We start from the raw sequence: 21,630 nt of genomic DNA, 5'->3' as shown, positions 1-21,630 counted from the left end.
AAACAAATTCTGTTTTTTCCTGTTGTTCTTTCTGTATATTAGCAAAACTTGACAGCAGCAAAAAAGATATCACTCTCTGAAGACGAATTGATCCGGTCCTTAAAAAACCGGGAAACAATTGCCGTTAAAGCATTGTATGATATGTACTCAGGAGCATTGTTTGGTGTCATCTCCCGAATCATTCCGCAAACTGAAGTTGCGGAAGATATATTACAAGAAACTTTCCTGAAAATCTGGAATTCTGCTGAGACTTACGACAGCAGTAAAGGTCGTTTATTTACCTGGATGATGAATATCGCCAGGAATTTATCCATTGACAAACTTCGTTCAAAGGATTTTAAAAACGCCAATAAAAACCAGGACATAGAAAATAACGTAGATTTCATTGACACTCAAAAAGAGGTCACATTTAATGCAGATACTATCGGGATAAAAGACATGGTCACGTCACTTAAACCAGAGTTCAATCTGCTGTTAGATATGGTGTATTTTAAAGGATATACCCACGTGGAAGCTGCAGAGGAATTGGACTTGCCACTAGGCACGGTGAAAACCCGTATCCGGATGGCGATTATGGAACTAAGAAAGCATTTTAATTAAGGTGGAAGAGGGAAAAGCATATATAGAATCAGGCATACTTGAACTTTATGTTCTTGGCGAGTTAAACGCGCAGGAACAACATGAAGTGGAAGCAATGGCAGCAAAATATCCTGAAGTAAAACAGGAAATTTCTGCAATTGAGCTTGCTATGGAAAAATATGCAATTCAACATGCCGTTCAGCCTTCTGTCAGCCTCGAAAACAAAATATTAGCAAGAATCGGAGCAACAGAAAACAAAGAAAACACTTCCTCGGTTGCAAGCCCTGACCAGCAAATTACCAGTCCGGTATCCGAAACTAAAATCCTGCCTTTATATCCTGAAGGCTATGAATCAAAACTAAAAACCCTTCGGATTGCACTGCTGGCCTGCGCAGTGCTCCTGATCATCAGTGGAATTGCCCTTTATTCTGCACATACAGAATTAGGTACTGCCAAACAACAAATCATTGCCCTCAATCAGGATAAGGAAAAATTCGCCAATACGGTGAACTACATGAAAGAAACCAATCAGGAATTACAGACCATTGCCGATATGCCAATGGATCCGGATTGGAAAATAGTGAAACTTGCAGGTACCAAAATGGCCCCTAAAGCTAAAATGATGGTGTACTGGCATACTTCCGGACGACATGTAATGGTGGACAATTCAAAAATGGGCCTTCCTGCAAATGACCAGACGCATCAATACCAGCTTTGGGCCTTAGTGAATGGAAAACCAGTAGATCTTGGCGTCTTTGATGTGAAAACCGATACCACGCATATCCTTCTTAAAATGAAAGAAATCGGATCTGCTCAGGCCTTTGCCGTAACTTTGGAAAAACGTGGAGGTGTACCAAGCCCAACGATGGACCAGATGATCGTTATGGGTGCTGTATCGATCTAATCTTCTGGCTTAAAATCTATAAATCTTTTTACAGTCTTTGGAATCTCTTCTGCAACCTGTGATGCAGAAACGTTGAAACGATGCACTGCCAGCGCGTCCCCTGCCTTTCCATGAAAGAAACAGGCCAGAATTGCTGCTGCCTTGGCACTATATCCCTGCGCCACATATGCGGCAACCAAGCCCGTCAGCACATCCCCCATGCCACCCTGAGCCATTGCCGGGTTACCTGTCTGGTTGATCATCACATCTCCCTGCTGGTCTATAATAAATGTAAATTGGTTTTTCAGCACAATCACAGCCCCCAGTTTCTTTGCTTCCATTCTGGCCGTCTGTAAACGCTCCCACCAGTTTTTATGCTTTCCAAACAGGCCATCGAATTCTTTTAAGTGAGGCGTAAGGATGGAATCCTTTGGCAAATGATACAGCAAGTCCTGATGTTCGCCCAGAAGCCCTAAAGCATCCGCATCAGCAATGATTGGCCGCTTCAACCCAAATAGTCCCTCCAGCACCGCCATACCGTCTAATAACTTCCCGATTCCGGGACCTATCGCAACCGAATTATACTTCTTTAAGGATTTCATTTTTATGAGTTGCTTTCTCTCCAGGAACATCACCTCAGGTAAGGTCGAGTTCAAGGCCGTTAAGCCGCTCTCAGGAATAGAAAGTGTGGTTAAGCCTGCCCCACCGTAGAGGCAGCCTTTTGCAGACAGCATGGCAGCTCCCATTGTCCGGACTTCCCCGGCAATGATCAGCGCATGTCCATACGTTCCTTTATGCGAGAAGGGCATTCTATGCTTCAGCAATCCCCTGATATCTTCTTCTTCTATTAATTTATAAGGAGAAGCCGATGCTTCTGCACTTTGTTTATTTAATCCCCGATCTACCACCTGTAATTTACTCGATGGATCTGTATCGGGCAGAAAAGTATTCAGGAAGACTGACATAACTTCAGATTTATAAGCCCATTTCTTTCTTCAAAAATTTACCGGTTAAACTGATTGGGTTTTGTACTAATCCTTCAGGGGTTCCTTCAAATATGATTCTACCGCCACCTGCGCCTCCTTCTTCGCCTAAATCGATGACCCAATCCGCTACTTTTACGACATCAAGGTTGTGCTCAATCACCAACACTGTATTCCCTTTCTCTACCAATTCGTTCAGCACACCTAACAAGACATTTATATCCTCAAAATGCAGGCCAGTTGTAGGTTCATCCAGAATATAAAATGTTTTTCCAGTATCTTTTTTAGACAATTCCGTAGCGAGCTTAACCCGCTGAGCCTCACCACCTGAAAGGGTCGTCGAAGACTGACCTAAAGTAATATAACCCAAACCTACATCTTTCAAGGTCTTGATCTTGCGGTAAATCAACGGCATGTTCTCAAAGAAATCACAGGCATCTTCAATACTCATGTCCAGTACATCACTAATAGACTTACCCCGGTAACGGACTTCCAGGGTTTCCCTGTTGTACCTTTTTCCACCACACTCTTCACATGGCACCTGAACGTCCGGAAGGAAGTTCATTTCTATGACTTTCATTCCTCCCCCCTGACAGGTTTCGCATCTTCCTCCCTTTACATTGAAGGAGAAACGACCAGGTTTATAGCCCCTGATCTTTGCTTCCGGTAATTGCACAAACAGATTCCTGATGTCAGAAAACACCCCCGTATAAGTAGAAGGGTTAGACCTTGGCGTACGTCCGATCGGCGCCTGGTCAATCTCAATAACTTTATCTATTTCTTTAATTCCGTTGATCTTTTCATAAGGCAGAGGATGTTTCTTCGCCCTGAAGAAATGATGGTTTAAGATCGGATATAAGGTTTCTGTAATCAAACTTGATTTTCCGCTTCCGGAAACACCTGTTACTGCAATAAACTTCCCGAGAGGAAAATCTACAGACACATCTTTTAAGTTATGCCCGCTCGCTTTAATGATGGATAGTTTATGTCCTGTTCCTTTTCTGCGCTTTTTAGGCACTTCAATTCCTTTTTTACCATTCAGGTAAGCCGCAGTCAGGGTATCAGACTTTAAAATCTCCGCAGGTGTGCCCTGAGCAACAATCTGCCCTCCCCGGACTCCCGCTGCCGGTCCCACATCAATCACATGATCTGCTTCCAGAATCATGTCTTTATCGTGTTCTACCACCAATACCGTATTTCCAAGGTCGCGCAGGTTTTTAAGCGCACCGATCAGACGCTCATTGTCGCGCTGATGTAAACCAATACTTGGCTCATCGAGGATGTACATCACATTCATCAGCTGTGAACCAATTTGTGTTGCCAGACGGATCCTTTGCGCCTCTCCACCAGACAAAGTCCGGGCGGTACGGTCCAGCGACAGGTAATTTAAACCTACATCCGTCAGGAAACCTAATCTGGCCCTGATCTCTTTAAGAATCTCTTTGGCTATCGTATTTTGTCTTTCACTTAAACGGCTTTCCACATCAACATACCAGTTTTTAAGGCTGTTGATGTCCATTTCTGCCAGCTCAAAGATGTTCTTTCCGTCAATTTTAAAATGAAGGCTTTCTTTCTTTAACCTTGCCCCATTACAAACCGGACAGGTTTTCAGCTTGCGGAAAGTCTCCATATCATCTATTGCCCCTTCGCCTTTCTTCTCCTGCTGCTCTTCCAGTAATTTGATGATGCCATCGAAGGTAATCTGATAGTTCTGAACATTCCATTTGTTGTATTCCACAGCCACACTTAACAATTCATGTGAGCCATTAAGAATGATACTGATGTGTTCTTCAGTTAGTTTTTCCAGTGGGGTAGACAAAGAAAAGTTGTATTTTTTTGCTACTGCCTTTAATACCTGGAACACCCAGATGTCGCGGTATTCACCTAAAGGAGCCAATCCTCCATTCATGATGCTCAGTTTCGGATTCGGCATCACCGATTCCTTATCAATCACGAAGATATACCCCAGACCATCACAATTTTCACATGCCCCATAAGGAGAGTTGAAAGAAAAACTGTTTGGTTGTGGTTCATCATAGGAGATTCCCGTAGTCGGGCACATCAGAAAACGGCTGAAATGAGAGACATTATTCTCCTTATCACTGATTTTAATGATTCCTTTCCCTAATCGCATCGCAGTTTGAAGGGAATCCTGCAAACGTTTCTGATCCTTTTTATCGATAATGAGTCTGTCGACCACAATTTCAATGTCATGAATCTTGTAACGGTCTACCTGCATCTTCGGACTGATGTCCTGAATTTCACCATCAATGCGGACTTTTACATAGCCCTGTTTCCGGATCTGCTCAAACAATTCCCTGTAATGCCCTTTACGGCCCTTTACTACCGGCGCAAGGATGTTAACCGGCATATCTTCAAACTTGTTGTAGATGTTACCAAGAATCTGATCCTCACTCATACGTTCCATCTTTTCTCCGGTATTATAGGAGAAAGCATCCGCCGCACGGGCATATAATAAACGCATGAAATCGTAGATTTCCGTAATGGTACCTACAGTAGATCTTGGATTCTTACTTGTGGTTTTCTGCTCAATGGCAATTACCGGACTCAATCCGGATACTTTATCCACATCCGGACGCTCCATCCCCCCCATAAACTGACGGGAATACGCACTGAAGGTTTCCATATACCTCCGCTGCCCCTCTGCATAAATGGTATCAAAGGCCAGGGAGGACTTTCCACTGCCACTCAGGCCGGTAATGACTACCAGCTTATTCCGTGGAAAGGAAATGTCTATATTTTTAAGGTTATGTACCCTGGCACCATATACTTCTACATCCTTCTGCTCGCCCAGGTCAACGGTATTTTTGCTCATATTTATATTAAAACAATACTGATATCTATATATTTAGGATAACAAACTTTCAGCCACAAAAATGCTAAAAATTTTATCAAAAGAAAAGTTTACGCAGGACAGACCTCAGATTGTTTACCAAACCAGCGTTGTGCCATTTTCAGTAGGGTGACCGGTACAAACCAGCACTCTTCCTGCTGCGATTTCATCATCCATTAAAACTTCATTATAATCCATTTCCACATTTCCTTTGGTACAATTGGCAGTGCAGGTGCTGCAGATGCCAGCATGACAGCTATATGGCAGGTCAATTTTCTGTTCCAGGGCCGCATCAAGGATGCTCTGGTAGTAAGGCACATCAATTTCATGTACTTTCCCTTTGTAATTCAGAATCACGGAATAAGTATTGGTATCCCTTGCTTTCTTTTCCGTCATGTCATCTTCATCAGCTTCATCTTCCGGAAGTACAAATGTTTCTCTTTTGATTTGAGTCCTGTCGAAACCAAGGTTTAACAAAGTGATCCTGCAGACATCCATATAATCTACAGGTCCGCAAGTATAAAGTAACACATCCTGCTTTTCAAACTCCATATTTTCCGCTACAATGCGTTCAATCAACTGTCCGTTCAAACGGGCCATCAACAGATTTTTCGACTGACTAAACAGATAGATTAGTTTAAAACGATCCGGATATTGCGCTTGTAAAGCATTGAGTTCGGTATAAAACAGGGTACCTTCTGCAGATCTGTTGCTATAGGCCAGGATGATCTTTGTATACCGCTCCCTGATCAGTGCTGTCTTCAAGATAGAAAACAAGGGTGTGATCCCTACTCCGGCAGCAAAAAGAAAAACTGTTCTCTTGATTTGTTGCTCCGGAAGATAGCTAAACTGTCCATTGGGTTCCAATGCAGTTAACACATCCCCCACCGCAGTTTTGTGGTGCAACAATCGGGAAATCGCTCCGTTTTCTACCCGCTTAATACCAATAGATAGAGGTTCGTCGACATCCGGAGAGCTGCATAAAGAATAAGACCTCCTCAGTTCTTTTCCCTTTTCTTCAAACACAAGGGTGAGAAACTGCCCGGCAAGGTAATCCGGTTTCGGCCCTTCCAGTGGCTCAAAGCTGATGATCAAGGTCTCCCCCGGACCATAAGTCATCGTGGTAATCTGCAGTTTTAACAATCCCATATCGGGTAAAATAGTAAAATTCCAAGAAAAACAAAAAGCCGGAATAAATTCCGGCTTCCCCCATTTGTGTGTCTTTTATCTTTTACTATTCCGCGTTTGCGGTCTTTTCTGCGTTAATCGCAGCCTTCTCAGCATTGTAGGCTAGTAAAGCTCTTGGCGCCTTATACCCATACCGACCAGGAAATTCCAGAATCTGTTTCATGGAAATCAATTTGTAAACATAACCAGCCGTTTCGCGGTTTAGCTTCATCTTGAAATAATTGTCCTGTTTTTGTCTGTTGATCTGCCTTTGCATATGGCCATCACCTACATTGTAGGCTGCTGCAACCAATGTCCAGCTTTCAAAAATACCGTAAAGCTCCTTGATGTATTTTGCCGCTGCAATTGTCGACTTACGTAAGTTGTTACGCTCGTCTACATTTGAGTTGACTTTCAAACCAAAACTACGTGCTGTACCTGGCATAAATTGCCAAATACCGGTAGCACCTTTAGGTGATACGCCTGCCTTTAATCCTGACTCAACTAAAGGGATGTATTTAAAATCCTCTGGAATGCCATAAGCGGCGAGGATTGGCTCTATTACAGGAAACCATTCAGCTGCTTTATTGTGCAAGCGATTGGTCTGTAATTTACTGTGACTGAATGCAGCAAGAACTTTTTTCATTTTACGTTCCACTCTGGCATCGCCCAGTGGAAGTGTCTCTTCTGCAAAATTTAACCGCGCCATTACAGTTACAGGCGCTGTTGTTTTTAGTGTTAATGTATCTGTATTCTTTGTTGTTTTTTCTTCTTTTAAAAGACTTTCTGCTGCTTGGGGCATGTTGTAAGCAAACACTTTTGCCATAACCAGTAATGCAATTATTACCGTACATGTTATTATGTGTTTCTTTATCATTTTCCTCCTTTTTTTGGTTAATAATTTTAAAACGTTTGCAAACATACGGTATATTATGTTAATTATCAACCTTTTACAAAAACTGCACTGAAAATCAGGGTTTAAACACCCATAGGCAATGATTTTTTACAACTTGTACAAATCCTGAAAAATCCGCTATAAATTGACCGATTTTTACTAAATTTGCAGCCGCATAAATTATGCGGTTATATAGCGTATCATGATCAAAGACAACAACAGGAACAGTCGGGATGACAAGTCCAAACCGGGAAACAGAAGTACAACAGGCAAAAGTCGTAGTGGAACAGATAGTTCTTACAAAGGCAAAGGCAAGTTTGACGACAAAGAGGGGAAGGATAGTAAGTTTGGTGGCCCGAGAGATTTTAAACCAAGAGAAGGCGATAGAAAAGACTTCAAACCAAGAGAGGGAGATAAAAAAGACTTTAAGCCAAGAGAAGGCGGTTCAAGAGATTATAAACCAAGAGAAGGTGGATCGAGGGACTACAAGTCTAAAGAGGGTGGTTCAAGAGACTATAAGCCTAGAGAAGGTGGATCCAGAGATTACAAACCGAGAGAAGGAGATTCAAGAAGCTTCAAACCAAGGGGAGAAAATGAGTCGAGAGACTTTAAACCAAGAGAAGGTGGATCAAGGGATTACAAACCGAGAGAAGGTGGATCGAGAGATTTCAAACCAAGAGAAGGCGGTTCAAGGGATTTCAAACCGAGAGAAGGTGGATCGAGAGATTTCAAATCAAGAGAAGGCGGTTCAAAAGATTACAAACCCCGTCCTCATAGTGCAGGAAGTTCAAGAGACGTTCCTCCTACAGATAAAACCCGCAGTTATATAAAGAAAGACAATTTCGGAAGTGGTGATCAGCCTTTCAGAAAATTCGATGATAAAAAAGGGTCAGCATCCAGAAGTACGGACAGCAGACCATTCAGAAAAAGAGAAGACGAGAATTCAAAACCAGGCTTTAAGGCACGCGGAGAACGCACTGAACGCGACGATAGCAATACCGTTATGCGTGGCAGAAAAGCTCCGATCCCTAAGGATGATGGATTGATCCGTCTGAACCGTTACATTGCCAATTCAGGCATTTGCTCACGTCGTAAGGCTGATGAGCTGATCGCAGCAGGTGTCGTGTCTGTAAATGGAGAAGCAGTTTCGGAACTGGGCCATAAAATTGACCCTGCGAAAGACGAAATCCGTTATAACGGAGAATTGTTGAAACGCGAAAAGAAAGTTTACGTTTTATTGAACAAACCAAAAGATTACATCACCACTACCGATGATCCTCAGGAACGTCGTACCGTGATGCAATTGGTAGATAAAGCCAGTAGGGAACGCATTTACCCGGTAGGAAGATTAGACCGTAATACTACAGGTCTTTTGTTGATGACCAATGATGGCGACCTTGCGGATAAACTGTCGCACCCTAAAAACGGAATCACTAAGATCTATCATGTAGAATTGAGCAGAAGCTTAAGCCAGGGTGATTTAAACAAAATCCAGTTCGGTCTTGAACTGGAAGATGGAATCATCAAACCAGATAATGTATCTTATGTAACCGGAGGTAGTAAACGTGAAGTTGGTATCCAGATCCATAGTGGTAAAAATAGAATCGTAAGAAGAATATTTGAACACCTGGGTTATGATGTTGTAAAACTTGACCGCGTTGTTTATGGTAACCTGACCAAAAAAGACCTTCCACGCGGAAGATGGCGCTATTTAGAAGAACATGAATTGATCCAGATTAAACACCTGATCAAATAAAAAAATACCTGAAGAACCGGTTACCTCAAACGTAACCGGTTCTTTTATTTACGGCTTGTTTAGCCCACTTCCCAATATCGGCTAAGCAACAGGAAGGCCTGCTTTACTGCCCTCCTTTCCCTCAGTGCAACACCTTGCCTTCCCTGAGTTCAGCCCCTTATCCTTCCCGGCTTTAACACCTCAATTTCTTCAAAATCAGGCTAAACTCTCAACAATCTGAACATATTTCCTATAATTTCAAGTTTAATATGATATTATTGTCAAATAATAAATATTCAGATGAGAGCACTTTTATTTTTTCCAGTAATACTTCTAGCCATGCAAAGCTATGCACAACAAACAGATTACAACCTGATCATTGGAACCTATACAAATACCGGGAAAAGTGAAGGAATCTATGTTTATGACTTCAATACCAATACCGCTGCTTTCAAAGCAAAAAGCGTTACTAAAAATGTAGAAAACCCAAGTTACCTGGCCCTGGGAGCAGACCATAAAACCATATATGCGGTTAACGAAACCGGAGCAAGCAGTGCCGTTAGTGCTTTTCGTTTTGACGCCCCATCCGGCAAACTCACTTTCTTAAACAAACAGGCAACCGGTGCCGATCCATGTTATGTAATTGCCGATCAGAAGAACGTCATTACGGCCAATTATTCCGGAGGAAACATTTCCGTGTTCGGCATTAAAAAAGACGGTGCACTATCTGCCCTAAAACTACTGAGTCAACATACCGGCAAAAGCATTGTTAAACCTCAGCAGGACCGGCCACATGTCCACATGGCACAGTTTACTCCGGACGGCAAATACATTGTGGTAAACGATCTGGGTATGGACAAGATCTTTTTATACAAATACAGTCCCAACCTAAACGAGAAAGTATTACAAATACAACATAGCATTGAAGTAACGCCCGGAATGGGGCCCAGACACCTTGTATTTAGCAAGGATGGTAAATATGCATACCTGGTTGGAGAAATCAACGCAGGGATCACCGTATTCAGTTACAGCGATGGGAATTTAAACGAAATTCAGCAAACGAAACTCACCGAAGACGGATTTACCGGACAAAATGGTGCTGCAGACATCCACCTTTCACCTGATGGGAAATTTTTATATGCCAGCAACAGGGGTTCAGAAAACAAGATCACCATTTTCGCCATCGAAAAAGGAGGTTTACTGAGCATCAGAGGGTATGCAAGTACAATGGGTAAAGGTCCAAGAAATTTCGTCATTGATCCAAGTGGCAAATACCTGCTTGTAGGGCATCAATACACCAATGATGTGGTTATTTTTGAACGGAACCTGGAAACAGGTGCCTTAACAGATACCGGTAAAAGGATTGAAGTTGGCGCTCCGGTATGCCTGGTATTTGCCCCGGTAAAATAAACGGTTTCAAAACCAATGGAAAAGCCCTTTGAACAATTCAAAGGGCTTTTCTATTTTAAACTGCTTTCAGTTTATGTGCTTCTTCTATTACCTGATTGTAATAATCTATGTATATCGGCAGGATCTTCTTCAGGTCGAAATCCTGGGCTCTGATAAAGGCATTCTCTTTAAATCGCTGTAACACCTCGTCGTTCTCCAGAATCTGAATTCCCTTAGCCGCCATATCTTCCACATCACCAACATTGCTCATGAAGCCACAGAAGCCGTCAATGTTCAACTCTGGTAAACCACCCGCATTGGAAGTGATGGCTGGAACTTTGCAGGCCATTGCTTCTAAGGCAGCCAGCCCAAAGCTTTCCGACTCCGAAGGCATCAGGAACAAATCAGAGACCGAAAGGATCTCTTCTATTGCATCTTGCTTACCTAAGAAACGTACATTTTCACAAATTCCCAGTTCACGGCACAATTGCTCATTGTAAGCACGTTCCGGACCATCTCCTACCATTAATAATTTAGAAGGGATCTTTTGCTGTATCTTCTCAAAGGTCCTGATCACATCACTGGTGCGCTTCACCTTCCGGAAGTTAGAGGTATGGATCAGAATTCTCTCATTATTAGGGGCGATTGCTTTCTTGAAATGATCTTTGGGTTTCAGGCTGAACCTGTTGAAATCAATAAAGTTGGGAATCACTTTGATCTCATTGCTGATCTCAAAATGCTTCTCGGTATCTTCTTTAAGGTTCTGTGAAACGGTCGTCACCCCATCAGATTTATTGATGGAAAAAGTAACCACAGGTTTATAGGTTGGATCCTTACCCACCAGCGTGATGTCCGTTCCATGCAAGGTGGTTACAAATGGGATATATATGCCATAGGTTTCCAGAATCTGCTTCGCCATAAACGCAGCAGAAGCATGTGGAATCGCATAATGTACATGTAAGATATCCAGTTTTTCAAAACGAACCACATCCACCAGCTTACTCGCCAGTGCAGATTCATATGGCGCATAATCAAATAAAGGATAATCCCTTACAGATACTTCGTGATAGAATAAGTTGGCAGAGAAAAAGTCGAGGCGGGCAGGCTGACTATAAGTTATAAAATGTACCTGGTGACCTTCATCAGCAAGTGCTTTACCTAATTCAGTAGCAACTACTCCACTACCTCCAAAAGTTGGGTAACAAACGATACCTATTTTCATTCTAGCGAATTTGTTTTACAGATGCAAAGTACAATACTTAAACTGAGCTTTGTGTTAAACAATTGCAATTATTTACGATTTCATCTGGTCCTTGATCACAAGGTACATCTCATTGGGGCGTTGTGTTCCGATAAAGTACTCAAAACCATCACGATCGGTTAAAACTACCGCATCTTTCCCTGAAGAATAAAAGCGGACACTTCCCTTGCGGTGCAGGTTATATACCGGATTATTGAACAAATAATTGCTATATGTATCTTTTCTAACGCTTTTTATCGTGCTGAGATTGATCTCTACTTTTCTGGCAGACCATAAACCATCGATCATAATCTTCTTATCATCGATGATCGTCTTATACTGAATCAGGAAAAGCAAAATAATAGAAACCCCTATAATTCCGAAACCGACCACAAGAAACAGGTCCTGGGTATTGTCACGGTCGCGCTCATAGACATAAGCAGCAAAACAAAATGCAGCCATAACCAACCGAATACATATTCTGATGTAATCGCGGCCTATATATTGTTTCTCCAAAAATGCGTATCGGTTCCCCATCTATATAATTTTCAATAAAGTTACTTGTTTTTTCCTTTGCTTAGTAAAACATCGGGTTCAAGATTGTTAAGAATTTGTAATATGTAGATTTCTAAAAGTCAATATTGTTACATTTTTCGTTCCAGGACCTAGTTTATAACGGTTGTCGGCCCTCAATCCGACCACCCAGATAATTTCTCCGTTGCCGTTGACCAGAACCGGAATGTCATCTTTTCGTGTCACCGGAATCTTCTCATCAATAAAAAGGTCACTCAGCTTTTTAAAGCTGCTCATCCCAATCGGCTTAAACTTGTCGCCGGTTTGTTTGCTTCTTAATACTAACGGATAAATCAGCTTTTCCGCATCCAGGTAAGCCTCAAAAGGATCATTTTTAAATCCATAATCTCTATCAAAGATAGATTTAGTTACGTTGAGCATGTTCAATTCCCCCTCAGGAAGCAAAGTGCCCCCCTCTTTCGCATGAATGAGCAGGTGTTGCCGGGCTACTGCATCTTTATCTTTCAATACCTTCAAAATCAGGTCTTCCCGGTCTAAAGTCAGCTGATGAGAAGAACTAAAGAAGGAAATACCGCTTTGTTTATCCAGGGCCTGCAATACATCTGCTACAAGATGTTCTGAAAAACCATAAGGTTTCAGCACTTCAAAAAGCAATAACTTTTGAGGAGATAAACCTTTAACTTCCGCTATAGAAAGGTAAATTCCATCTTGTTTCTGAATCAACAGGTTTCTGCTTAAATCTGCAACCACCTTCTGCAGGACCAGTTCTGTATCCGCAAAACGCTGAATATTATGTTGAAAGGTCACCTCCAGGTTTCCATTGATTTCTTTCAGCTGAGGCAAGACCTTTAACCTGATTTTATTGCGTGCGTAATTGGTGCTCAGGTTAGAGCTATCCTCCACATAGTCGAGTTTTTCCCCTTCCATCAGTTCATTGATTTCTGTTCTTGACAAGAATAACAATGGCCTGATTAAATGCCCTCTTTTTGGAAGAATCCCATGCAATCCGGCGATCCCGGTACCACGGGTCAGGTTGAGCAATACTGTTTCAATGGCATCATCCTGATGTTGGGCCAGGGCGATACATGCATAACCTTCTTTACTTCTGATCTCTTCAAACCATTGGTACCTCAAATCTCTTGCTGCCATCTGTATCGACACCTTATGGGCAGTCGCGTATGCTTTTGTCTCAAAATGTGTCACATAAAAGGGAACATCAAGCGTTGCCGCCAGCATTTTCACAAAATGCTCATCCCGGATGGATTCCTCTCCTCTTAAATTAAAGTTACAGTGGGCTATACCAAAATTGTATCCGGAGAGTTTAAATAGATGGACCATTAGAACGGAGTCCCTACCCCCACTTACTGCCAGAAGAATCTTATCATTCGCTGTGAAGAGGGCATTTTGGCCGATGTAATCTTTAAAATTCTGAAGAGGTAACATCTTTCAAAAATATTTAATTTAAACCATAAAGGGGATGTCTTAGAAAAAAACAGTAATTTATATCATCATGATATCCTTATAAAAAGAAACAACTGTACTTATGATCGTTTCATAACCAATAAAAAACAATCATATACATGAAAATGGTACACAAAAAACTAACTTTGTAAAGTGCAAAAAATACGTTTTTTTCTTATTTTAATTCTACTCCCGTTTTCATTGCTTGCGCAACAGAAGACAAAGATTTTACTGATCAGTTCCTCCGCAGGTACGGTAACAAAAACTGCCAGTGGCCCGGTTTCCTATCTGAGGAATCCTGTCTTTAAACAAGACAATGCCACACTTGCCTGTGACAGTGCTGTGTTCTATGAAGCAAAAAACATGTTTGATGCTTATAATCGTGTACACATCAACCAGGCAGATACCATAAACATCTACTCCGACAAGCTTAATTATGATGGGAATACTAAAAATGCCCATTTAACCGGCAACGTCAAACTCATTGACAAAGATAATGTACTGACCACTAACATCCTGGACTACAATCTGGGAAGTAAAGTCGGCACCTATGTAACCGGAGGTAAGATTGTCAATAAAGACGTCACCCTGACCAGTAAAAACGGTTACTACTTCTCCAATAGCCGCGACGCTTATTTCCGTTATGATGTGGTGGTGGTTACTCCGGAATCGACCATCAAATCAGATACCTTAAGGTACAATACCCTCACCAACTGGACTTATTTCTATGGCCCTACCAATATTAAGGGTAAGGACGACAACCTTTATACCGAGAACGGAGCGTATAATACCAAAACACAATATGCTTACTTCGGAAAGAAGAACCTGTATACCCAGGCTTCCAAATCCTTAAAAGGAGACAGTTTATATTATGATGGCATCGCAGGATATGGTAAAGCAGTAAGAAATATTGTTTTTAAAGATACCACCGATAAAACGGTCATGTACGGACAGCTGGCATATTATTACAAGATCGACCAGCGTACCATCGTCACTAAAAATCCTTACATAGGAATGGGGACCTCGGACTCAGTGATGGTTGGTAAAAAGCTTCAGCCCGATAGTCTGTGGATGGGCGCCGATACACTGGAAACCCAGATGGTCCTTTTAAAAACATTGAAGCTCATCTCTTCGCCTGTCCTTAAAAAGGACAATGAAATGGGCGAAGATGAAAAGGAAGAACCGAAAGTAGGAGATAAAAAAGCAATTGCTACAACTGGTCAGGACCCCAAAAAAGCAAAAAAAGGAGACAAAAACACAACCACTCCAAAAACCGGAGAGAAACCGGTGGCAATTACTGACTCCACAAAAATTAAAATTCCGGGAGCAACAGACAGCCTGAAAAAAGACAGCATTCCGATAAAAAAAGACAATATCCCAATTAAGAAAAAAGAAGTCCCCATTAACAAAAAGACCATAAAAAAGGGAGTCACCGACAGCACCATTCTCACCGTCCTGCAAGCAGCCGAAGTGATCCAGCCTACTGTGCCAAAGGACTCTGTAAAGATCGCAAAAGCAGATCCCAAAAAGCCAAAGTCCACAGATGCTAAGAAAGGCGATGCAAAGAAAGGAACCGATCCAAAAAAAGGAGCCGGAGGCAAAACACCTGTAACCAAACCTGGAGTAAAACCTGCAGTAAAGGATACCCTTCCATTCAATCCTGCCGACACCATCAGAACCAGGGCAATCAGGGCGTATCACCATGTCCGCGTATTTAAATCAAATATGCAGGCAAGGGCAGATTCCTTGTTTTATACCAGCTCCGACTCTACGCTTCGCTGGTATGGAAGTCCTATACTATGGGCTGAGGGCTCTCAGCAAACGGGAGATACCATTTACCTGAAACTGAAAAACAAGCAGCTGAACACCTCGCAGGTACTGAGTAGTGGCTTTATGGTAAATGTAAATGCAGATTCGGCCAGGTTCAACCAGATCAAAGGAAAGCTCATTACCGGTTTCTTCATAGATGGAAAACTAAACCGGATGTTTGTGGATGGAAATGCAGAAAGTATTTACTTCAACAAAGAAAAAGACAGCATTTATACGGAGATGAACCAAACAGTGAGTGCAAGGATAAAAATCCTCTTTAAGGACAAGGAGATTAAAGACATCATCACCATTAAAGATACCGAAGGGGCCAGAACGCCAATAAAGGAACTCAAAGAAGATGTGTTCTTAACCGGATTTATCTGGAAGCCGGAACTTAGGCCACTGTCTAAAAAAGAAGTGATCAATGGAAAGCCTAAGCCTAAACCAGGAGCTAAAAAGGGGCCGGGACCGAAAGGGCCAAAGTTACCTGTCAAAAAGGACACGGATGATCCGAAAGGATTACCGAAAGACACCCTTGGAAAAGAAACCGGAAAAGCTACTACGTTAAAACCAACTACGGTGAAATCGGGTACAATAAATCCCGGTACAGCTAAGTCAGGAACAGCCAAACAGGATAGTGTATCTGCGGCTCCGTTAAAAACAGATTCAGCGAAAACTACCCCGGTCAAAACTATTCCGGTTAAAACCGACACGACAAAAACCCTTAAAATAAAAGCGGACACCACAAAAGGCCTTCCGCTTAAAACAGATCCGGTTAAAGCGCCGGTTGTTGTTCCTTTAAAAAAGCAATAAGCTTGTGCATCGCAATTGCCCGGTGACTGATCTTATTCTTCTGAGCCATGTCCATCTGTGCAAAACTCTGTTCATAACCTTCAGGCACAAAAATCGGATCATACCCAAAGCCCTGATCACCGATCGGGCTTTCCCTGATATAGCCATTAATTACCCCTTCAAAAAGATGGTTCTTTTTTCCCTGAATCAACGAGATCACCGTTTTAAAACGCGCTTTTCTGTTGCTTTGCCCTTCCATTTTCTGAAGAACAAGTTTGAGGTTAATTTCATCGTCTTTTACACCTGAATACCTGGCAGAATAAATCCCCGGTTCGTTATTCAAAGCTTCAATCTCCAGTCCGCTGTCATCTGCAAAGCAATCCAGCTGGTAATTTTCCACTACATAGCTGCTTTTTAAAGTAGCATTCTCCTCAAAAGTATCCCCCGTTTCCGGGATATCTACGTTACAACCTATATCGGAAAGATTCAGTACAGTGTATTCGTTCAGCAAAAGTTTGCCGACTTCTTCTGTTTTATGTTTATTGTTGGTGGCAAAAACCAGTTCTTGTTTCATAATCCTAATTGCTTAAGGCTAGCCCATAATACTTTTTTTCCGGTCGGATCTTCCTCCAGTGCTTTCAGCTCAGAGGAGAAAATAAGCCGCACATTTTCCTCCATCACGATGCTGTTCTGAGGATACGCCTTCATTTTCAGCTGCTCAGGGCTAACGCCAAAAACAAAGACCAGTACACTTGAAAAATGCTGCTGCAACTGCGCATAGCTTGTTCCGTTATAATTCGCATAGTTCAGCAGCGCAAAATCATTGGCACTAAGGTTTACAGATTTGACAATCTTGCGCAATAATTCCCTTCCTTTTTCGTCGCTCACTTCATGCTCCCGGTCATTTACCAGGATGAGAATATTTCGGCTGTTCTTCCCAAGGAATTTAAAGGAAGGCACTTCCAGTGGCTGTTCCACAACAGCAGGAACCTCTAAGATCACAGCCGGAATTACGACATCCTGAACCACCTCCATAACCGGCTGTACTTCAGGAACGATCACCTCTTCAGTTGACAAAATCTCCTCCCCTTTAATCAAATAAATATCATCTGTAAAAAATAAACGTAAAGCGTCTCCGTTAGTTGTAAGTTGGCTGGCCATTAATGCTGATTTTATTGGAAATCTTTTTTCTGTTAAAATTAGTTAAATATCTTATTATAGCGCCTTTATTTGTTACTTTTATGCCTTAAAATATATTATAGTATATATCTTTCGTGAGAAAAACTTATTGCATTATTATCTTCAGTCTGACCTTTGCAAGCGCATTTGCACAAAATGTAGCGAGTATCAATGGGAAGCCTGTGGGCAGCAAAGAATTTATGTGGGTCTATCAGAAAAACCACTATGGGGCTGGAAATGCAGCATTTAAAGAGCTGGAAGATTATTTAAACCTTTACCTGAATTTCAAACTTAAAGTACTCGATGCAATAGAGATGGGCTTTGACAAGGATACAGCCTACCTTACAGAAATAAAGAACTACGAGGCGGCTTTACGTTCCAGAAAGAAGATCTCCAACTCAAAAGCAACGTATTCCATGATCATGAATGAGTATAGAAATGCAGTGCTGATGTTTAATATTTCAGAAATCAAAGTTTGGGACAAGTCGCAAAGTGATGAAAACCAGCTCCGCGATTTTTACGAAAAGAACAAGGGCTTTTATAAAGAAAGTTCTTTTGAGGATGTGAAAGGAAAGGTCATCACCGATTACCAGGAAGTACTGGAAAAAGAATGGGTGGATACTTTAAGAAAAAAATACCCGGTAAAGATATACCAGGAGGAATTAAGAAAACTGGCAAAATTATAAATATACTGCCTGAAGATTATTAATATTAAATTTGCAAAAAGAATATAATTGAACGTACATAGAATGAAGAAATTTTTAGCGATTGCAGGCGGATTAATCTGTTTGTTTTTGAATGCACAAGCACAACCAGCGAAGAAAAATATAGATAAAGTGGTTGCAGTATTAGGGAATAATATCATTTTGTTATCCGATCTGAACCAGCAATATGCACAATACCTGAATTCTGGAAATCCAGGTGATGAAAAGGTAAAATGTTATATTTTGCAACAGATGCTTGCTCAGAAACTATTGAAACAACAGGCAGAGATCGACTCCATCACTGTGGAAGAAGCTCAGGTAGACGAAGAAGTAGACAAAAGGATGCGTATGCAGATTCAGCGCGCCGGCGGACAAGAACGTCTGGAGCAATTCTTAAACCGTTCTGTATTACAATACAAGGACGAGATCAGACCAGATCTGAAAGAGCAACTGATCTCCAACAAGATGCAGGCACACATCACTCAGGATGTCAGCATCACTCCTTTAGAGGTTAAAAAATATTTCGATTCTTACAAGAAAGACAGTCTGCCGGATATCCCTACAGAGTTTGAGGTTGGAGAGATTGTGCTTCACCCGAAACTGACAAAAGCAGAGAAACAAAAATTCTATGATAAAATTGATGCCTTAAGACTTAGGGTAAAAAGCGGTGAAGACTTTGCCTTCCTTGCAAAATCTTATTCTGAAGATCCGGGATCAGCGCCTGATGGTGGTGATTTAGGCTTCTTTGACCGTACGAGAATGGTAAAGGAATTTACGGCATGGGCTTTTAAACTGAAAGCCGGTGAAATTTCTCCGGTGTTCGAATCAGAGCATGGTTTCCACATCCTGCAAGTAATTGAACGTCGTGGAGAGCAGGTTCAGGCCCGTCACATTCTGATCCGCCCTCAGACTACCCCACAAAGTTTAGAGCGTGTAAAACTTCAGGCAGACAGTCTTTATACCAATATCAAGACCAACAAAATCACTTTTTCTACAGCAGCATCTTTATATTCTGACAACAAAGAATCTCAATACAATGGTGGTATGATCCTTTATGCAGATAACGTAACTGCAAGGACTACCTTTATCCCTGCTGACAAGCTTGATCCTAAAGTATTCCTGGTAGTAGATACCATGAAAGTTGGGGAGATCTCTAAACCGGTACTTTTCACAGGACAAGACGGAAAAGAAGGCTATAAACTCCTTTACCTTAAATCTAAAATCCCACCTCACAAAGGAAACCTGGAGCAGGATTATGCGAAATTCAAAGAAAGAGCACAACAAGGTAAAGTTGACCGTATCCTGAGCGAATGGTTTGAGAAAAGAAGAGAAAATACCTACATCAGAATTGACGAAGATTACGACAAATGTGATGAGCTAAAAATCTGGACTAAAACTGCTAAAAAATAAGTCTATGCAGTTTGATAACGATATAAAAGCCGTCGACGCATTACATCAATCGTACAAGGATATTAAGGCCGAGATCGGCAAAGTGGTCATTGGACAGGATGAGGTTGTAAAATCTGTTTTAATATCCATTTTCAGTAATGGCCATTGTTTACTGGTTGGTGTTCCCGGCCTGGCAAAGACCTTACTTGTTCAAACTGTAGCCAATGTACTGGACCTTAATTTTAACAGGATCCAGTTTACCCCTGATCTGATGCCCAGTGATATCATTGGTGCCGAAATCTTGGGGGAAGACAGAAATTTCAAGTTCATTCCCGGACCGGTATTTTCAAATATCATTCTTGCAGATGAGATCAACAGAACGCCACCAAAAACACAGGCAGCACTGTTGGAAGCCATGCAGGAAAAAGCAGTAACCGCAGCCGGACAAAGACATATCTTACCCAATCCGTTCTTCGTATTGGCCACACAAAACCCAATTGAACAGGAAGGTACTTACCCCCTTCCTGAAGCACAGTTAGACCGTTTCATGTTCAATGTACATCTGGGCTATCCTTCCTTTGAAGAGGAGCTTACGATTGTTAAAAACACCACCAGTAACCAGGACATTCAGCTGAAAAAGATCATCAACGCACAGCAGATTCAATATTTCCAGAAACTGGTAAGGAACATTCCGATTGCAGATAATGTAGTGGAATATGCAGTAAAACTGGCCACTAAAACCCGTCCGCATACCCCATTAGCTACAGAAGACATCAACAAATACATCAGCTGGGGAGCAGGCCCAAGGGCTTCACAATTCCTGGTGATCGGAGCAAAATGCCATGCCGCAATATCAGGCAAGTATTCTCCTGACATTGAAGATGTACAGGCCGTTGCAGAAGCCATCTTACGCCACCGTATCGTACGAAATTACCGTGCAGAAGCAGAAGGTTTATCCATCGAACAAATCATTAAAAACTTATATTAATTGATTCAGACAGACTCAGACTGAAATGTCTTTGTCTGTCTGACCCGATATCTGCCCCGATATTTCCACCTGCTTCAATAACTGTCTTTTTGTATAATACCTGTAAATGAAGAACTCCACTAAAGGGACCAGCAATATGGCGATAAACAGGTAAAGCGCCCCCTTAAACAAGCCGTCCATTTGTTTCGAAACAATGCCATCAACTTCTTCAGTAAGCTTTAATTTTATTGACTTTTCAATATCCCGGGGATCCAGGGCATTAAGCGTTTTGACAATGGTATTAAAATCTTCATAAGAAAGGCTCTTCAGATCTACATGGCCTCTGCCGGCAGCTAAAAGCATTCCATATAAACCCGCCGAATAAATATCGTCCTGATATTTGGCCGTCAGATAATTACTGAGTTTATTCTTGCCATTATCGATCAATTGAAGTCCGGTATTTTTCGAGGCCATATACTTGTTGATGTCGGCACTCAACAGCTTACTCCCCTGCTGCATACCCCCTGCCCCATCCTGTATCTTCTTTATGAATTTATTCCGTTCTTCAGGGGAATTAAAAATTTGCTTAACCCCTTGTTCATAAATTTCCGATACGATCCTTGGTTCCTCTTTTTTGATGATTTTTCTGGCAGATGAAATGATGGCAAAATGAGCAAAGAAATAAACAAATGCAATCATGCTTGCCAGGATGTACAGCTTTACACCCCAGTTGTAATATTTTGGTTCCCTGGTATACACTTTCTTCTTCCAAAGGATCACATTATAGATAATGCCAAGTATAAAACCAATCGAGATAAACAAAATCATGGAAAGAATAATGGTTCCCAAATGTGGCAGTACATTACCTTTGACTATTCCCCACCAATTTATATTTTCCATAAATTTTATTAGTTTATTAAAAATCCGGTATCGTTCTGATACCAAATATATAATTATTAACCATCATTTTATTGTTAAGGAAATTTAACGCGGATAGTTATCGGTCAACCGCCTGTAGCCGATCAAAGGATGATGTTACACCTGAAGGACAAACACCCATCAGGCTAGCT

The 21,630-nt window shown here is 41.6% G+C and carries 18 protein-coding genes; 8 read left to right on the top strand and 10 right to left on the bottom strand.

What is annotated here, in order from left to right:
- Positions 1 to 48 precede the first annotated feature (48 nt).
- Both BUC20_RS16660 and BUC20_RS16655 read left to right on the top strand, forming a co-directional pair.
- Complete coding sequence (locus BUC20_RS16660) at positions 49 to 600, top strand: RNA polymerase sigma factor (protein ID WP_073232216.1); 552 nt, start codon at positions 49 to 51, stop codon at positions 598 to 600.
- 1 nt (position 601) lies between these two features.
- On the top strand, positions 602 to 1,483 hold the full coding sequence (locus tag BUC20_RS16655; RefSeq protein WP_073232215.1) for an anti-sigma factor: 882 nt from the start codon (positions 602 to 604) through the stop codon (positions 1,481 to 1,483).
- Here the strand turns inward: BUC20_RS16655 and BUC20_RS16650 are convergent.
- The 4 genes from BUC20_RS16650 to BUC20_RS16635 form a co-directional block, all read right to left on the bottom strand.
- The gene (locus BUC20_RS16650; RefSeq protein WP_073232214.1) at positions 1,480 to 2,427 is read right to left on the bottom strand and encodes an NAD(P)H-hydrate dehydratase; all 948 of its coding nucleotides are present in this window, start codon (positions 2,425 to 2,427) and stop codon (positions 1,480 to 1,482) included. The two genes, BUC20_RS16655 and BUC20_RS16650, sit on opposite strands and share 4 nt — an antisense overlap.
- Before the next feature lie 10 nt (positions 2,428 to 2,437).
- Positions 2,438 to 5,281, bottom strand: coding sequence for an excinuclease ABC subunit UvrA (gene uvrA / locus BUC20_RS16645; protein WP_073232213.1), 2,844 nt, complete (start codon positions 5,279 to 5,281; stop codon positions 2,438 to 2,440).
- Positions 5,282 to 5,395: 114 nt separating this feature from the next.
- The gene (locus tag BUC20_RS16640) at positions 5,396 to 6,448 is read right to left on the bottom strand and encodes a 2Fe-2S iron-sulfur cluster-binding protein (protein WP_073232212.1); all 1,053 of its coding nucleotides are present in this window, start codon (positions 6,446 to 6,448) and stop codon (positions 5,396 to 5,398) included.
- A gap of 85 nt (positions 6,449 to 6,533) precedes the next feature.
- The gene (locus BUC20_RS16635; protein ID WP_073232211.1) at positions 6,534 to 7,388 is read right to left on the bottom strand and encodes a lytic transglycosylase domain-containing protein; all 855 of its coding nucleotides are present in this window, start codon (positions 7,386 to 7,388) and stop codon (positions 6,534 to 6,536) included.
- 175 nt (positions 7,389 to 7,563) lie between these two features.
- On the opposite strand from BUC20_RS16635, the gene BUC20_RS16630 reads away from it, so the two are divergent.
- A complete protein-coding gene (locus BUC20_RS16630; protein ID WP_073232210.1) occupies positions 7,564 to 9,117 on the top strand; it encodes a pseudouridine synthase in 1,554 nt (517 codons plus the stop codon).
- 318 nt (positions 9,118 to 9,435) lie between these two features.
- Positions 9,436 to 10,506 (top strand): lactonase family protein, encoded by a 1,071-nt coding sequence (locus BUC20_RS16625; RefSeq protein ID WP_234994534.1) that lies wholly within the window; start codon positions 9,436 to 9,438, stop codon positions 10,504 to 10,506.
- Between the two features lie 55 nt (positions 10,507 to 10,561).
- Here the strand turns inward: BUC20_RS16625 and bshA are convergent, their stop codons facing one another.
- The 3 genes from bshA to tilS all read right to left on the bottom strand — a co-directional run bounded on the left by bshA (position 10,562) and on the right by tilS (position 13,702).
- The gene (gene bshA, locus BUC20_RS16620; protein ID WP_073232208.1) at positions 10,562 to 11,707 is read right to left on the bottom strand and encodes an N-acetyl-alpha-D-glucosaminyl L-malate synthase BshA; all 1,146 of its coding nucleotides are present in this window, start codon (positions 11,705 to 11,707) and stop codon (positions 10,562 to 10,564) included.
- Between the two features lie 72 nt (positions 11,708 to 11,779).
- Positions 11,780 to 12,262, bottom strand: coding sequence for a hypothetical protein (locus BUC20_RS16615; RefSeq protein ID WP_073232207.1), 483 nt, complete (start codon positions 12,260 to 12,262; stop codon positions 11,780 to 11,782).
- Between the two features lie 66 nt (positions 12,263 to 12,328).
- Entirely contained in the window at positions 12,329 to 13,702 is a 1,374-nt protein-coding gene (gene tilS, locus BUC20_RS16610; RefSeq protein WP_073232206.1) for a tRNA lysidine(34) synthetase TilS, read from the bottom strand.
- 219 nt (positions 13,703 to 13,921) lie between these two features.
- Here tilS and BUC20_RS16605 point away from each other — a divergent pair, with 219 nt between their 5' ends.
- The gene (locus tag BUC20_RS16605) at positions 13,922 to 16,342 is read left to right on the top strand and encodes an OstA-like protein (RefSeq protein ID WP_234994533.1); all 2,421 of its coding nucleotides are present in this window, start codon (positions 13,922 to 13,924) and stop codon (positions 16,340 to 16,342) included.
- Here BUC20_RS16605 and BUC20_RS16600 read toward each other — a convergent pair.
- Positions 16,305 to 16,895 (bottom strand): non-canonical purine NTP diphosphatase, encoded by a 591-nt coding sequence (locus tag BUC20_RS16600; protein ID WP_073232205.1) that lies wholly within the window; start codon positions 16,893 to 16,895, stop codon positions 16,305 to 16,307. The genes BUC20_RS16605 and BUC20_RS16600 overlap by 38 nt on opposite strands.
- Positions 16,892 to 17,482 carry a hypothetical protein gene (locus BUC20_RS16595; RefSeq protein ID WP_073232204.1) on the bottom strand — a complete coding sequence of 197 codons (591 nt, stop codon included), beginning with the start codon at positions 17,480 to 17,482 and terminating at the stop codon, positions 16,892 to 16,894. Before BUC20_RS16595 ends, BUC20_RS16600 begins: the two co-directional genes overlap by 4 nt.
- Positions 17,483 to 17,595: 113 nt before the next feature.
- On the opposite strand from BUC20_RS16595, the gene BUC20_RS16590 reads away from it, so the two are divergent.
- The 3 genes from BUC20_RS16590 to BUC20_RS16580 all read left to right on the top strand — a co-directional run bounded on the left by BUC20_RS16590 (position 17,596) and on the right by BUC20_RS16580 (position 20,581).
- Positions 17,596 to 18,186 carry a hypothetical protein gene (locus BUC20_RS16590; protein ID WP_073232203.1) on the top strand — a complete coding sequence of 197 codons (591 nt, stop codon included), beginning with the start codon at positions 17,596 to 17,598 and terminating at the stop codon, positions 18,184 to 18,186.
- 63 nt (positions 18,187 to 18,249) lie between these two features.
- Positions 18,250 to 19,614 (top strand): peptidylprolyl isomerase, encoded by a 1,365-nt coding sequence (locus BUC20_RS16585; protein ID WP_073232202.1) that lies wholly within the window; start codon positions 18,250 to 18,252, stop codon positions 19,612 to 19,614.
- A gap of 4 nt (positions 19,615 to 19,618) precedes the next feature.
- Positions 19,619 to 20,581: an AAA family ATPase gene (locus BUC20_RS16580; protein ID WP_073232201.1), complete on the top strand. Its 963-nt coding sequence runs from the start codon at positions 19,619 to 19,621 to the stop codon at positions 20,579 to 20,581.
- Between the two features lie 15 nt (positions 20,582 to 20,596).
- Here the strand turns inward: BUC20_RS16580 and BUC20_RS16575 are convergent, their stop codons facing one another.
- The gene (locus BUC20_RS16575) at positions 20,597 to 21,460 is read right to left on the bottom strand and encodes a hypothetical protein (RefSeq protein ID WP_073232200.1); all 864 of its coding nucleotides are present in this window, start codon (positions 21,458 to 21,460) and stop codon (positions 20,597 to 20,599) included.
- Between the last annotated feature and the right edge of the window lie 170 nt (positions 21,461 to 21,630).

Origin of the sequence: Pedobacter caeni (assembly GCF_900129215.1) — a bacterium.
In the GTDB taxonomy this organism is placed as follows: Bacteria; Bacteroidota; Bacteroidia; order Sphingobacteriales; family Sphingobacteriaceae; genus Pedobacter; species Pedobacter caeni.
The sequence above is the reverse complement of the archived record's forward strand: the minus strand, read 5'-3'. Positions and strand labels throughout refer to the sequence as shown.

What these genes read in the sequence shown, in the direction of transcription:
- BUC20_RS16585 (WP_073232202.1), top strand. Translation starts at nt 18,250, where the DNA reads ATGAAGAAATTTTTAGCGATTGCAGGCGGATTAATCTGTTTGTTTTTG.
- BUC20_RS16580 (WP_073232201.1), top strand. Translation starts at nt 19,619, where the DNA reads ATGCAGTTTGATAACGATATAAAAGCCGTCGACGCATTACATCAATCG.
- BUC20_RS16625 (WP_234994534.1), top strand. Translation starts at nt 9,436, where the DNA reads ATGCAAAGCTATGCACAACAAACAGATTACAACCTGATCATTGGAACC.
- BUC20_RS16635 (WP_073232211.1), bottom strand. Translation starts at nt 7,388, where the DNA reads ATGTTTGCAAACGTTTTAAAATTATTAACCAAAAAAAGGAGGAAAATG.
- BUC20_RS16595 (WP_073232204.1), bottom strand. Translation starts at nt 17,482, where the DNA reads ATGGCCAGCCAACTTACAACTAACGGAGACGCTTTACGTTTATTTTTT.
- BUC20_RS16650 (WP_073232214.1), bottom strand. Translation starts at nt 2,427, where the DNA reads ATGTCAGTCTTCCTGAATACTTTTCTGCCCGATACAGATCCATCGAGT.
- BUC20_RS16615 (WP_073232207.1), bottom strand. Translation starts at nt 12,262, where the DNA reads ATGGGGAACCGATACGCATTTTTGGAGAAACAATATATAGGCCGCGAT.
- BUC20_RS16575 (WP_073232200.1), bottom strand. Translation starts at nt 21,460, where the DNA reads ATGGAAAATATAAATTGGTGGGGAATAGTCAAAGGTAATGTACTGCCA.
- tilS (WP_073232206.1), bottom strand. Translation starts at nt 13,702, where the DNA reads ATGTTACCTCTTCAGAATTTTAAAGATTACATCGGCCAAAATGCCCTC.
- bshA (WP_073232208.1), bottom strand. Translation starts at nt 11,707, where the DNA reads ATGAAAATAGGTATCGTTTGTTACCCAACTTTTGGAGGTAGTGGAGTA.
- BUC20_RS16600 (WP_073232205.1), bottom strand. Translation starts at nt 16,895, where the DNA reads ATGAAACAAGAACTGGTTTTTGCCACCAACAATAAACATAAAACAGAA.
- uvrA (WP_073232213.1), bottom strand. Translation starts at nt 5,281, where the DNA reads ATGAGCAAAAATACCGTTGACCTGGGCGAGCAGAAGGATGTAGAAGTA.
- BUC20_RS16630 (WP_073232210.1), top strand. Translation starts at nt 7,564, where the DNA reads ATGATCAAAGACAACAACAGGAACAGTCGGGATGACAAGTCCAAACCG.
- BUC20_RS16640 (WP_073232212.1), bottom strand. Translation starts at nt 6,448, where the DNA reads ATGGGATTGTTAAAACTGCAGATTACCACGATGACTTATGGTCCGGGG.